Annotated in this window: 1 protein-coding gene and 1 pseudogene; both read left to right on the forward strand. The window is 47.6% G+C overall.

What is annotated here, in order from left to right; genetic code table 11:
* Window positions 1–383: polysaccharide biosynthesis/export family protein (locus tag R7Q11_RS29735; RefSeq protein WP_180821430.1), on the forward strand; the 383-nt coding region annotated here is incomplete at its 5' end.
* Window positions 383–504, forward strand: a pseudogene (locus R7Q11_RS29740) (chromosome partitioning protein ParA); the annotation flags it as partial. The gene R7Q11_RS29735 and the pseudogene R7Q11_RS29740, both read left to right, overlap by 1 nt.

A 504-nucleotide genomic window follows, 5' to 3' on the forward strand; every position in this document is an offset into this window, starting at 1 on the left:
TTCCGGAGAAAAACAAAAACTGGCTCGACCGTTCTAAAGAATCCACCGTACGCGTACTGGGTGAAGTACGAGATCCGGGACGCTACGTGTTCAACGACAACATGACGGTTTTAGACTTATTGGCAGAAGCTGGCGGCCCAACAAACAGCGCTTACCTTGAGAAAATTAGCATCGTCAATATGTCGTGCTGCCAAGGCCAAGCGAGAACGTTCGACCTCGTAAACTTCAGCAAAACCGCCAACATTTACGATCTGCCTGTCATTCGAGCTGGGGATACGATTTACATTCCTCATAAAGATGAAAGCTTTGCAGAAAAAGCGCGCGCTGGTTTGAGAGACATTCTTCAAATCACCACCACCATCGTGTTAATAGGAGCGCTGTAATGACCATTCCTGCGACTCATGCTGAAATCGAGCAAATCTATCTGCAAAGTGAACAAAAGGGGCACAGATCGATTTGTGTGGTGGGCTGTAAATCTGAAGAAGGCGTTACGTCTGTCGCCTC

The sequence above is a fragment of the Vibrio sp. 970 genome, assembly GCF_033339075.1.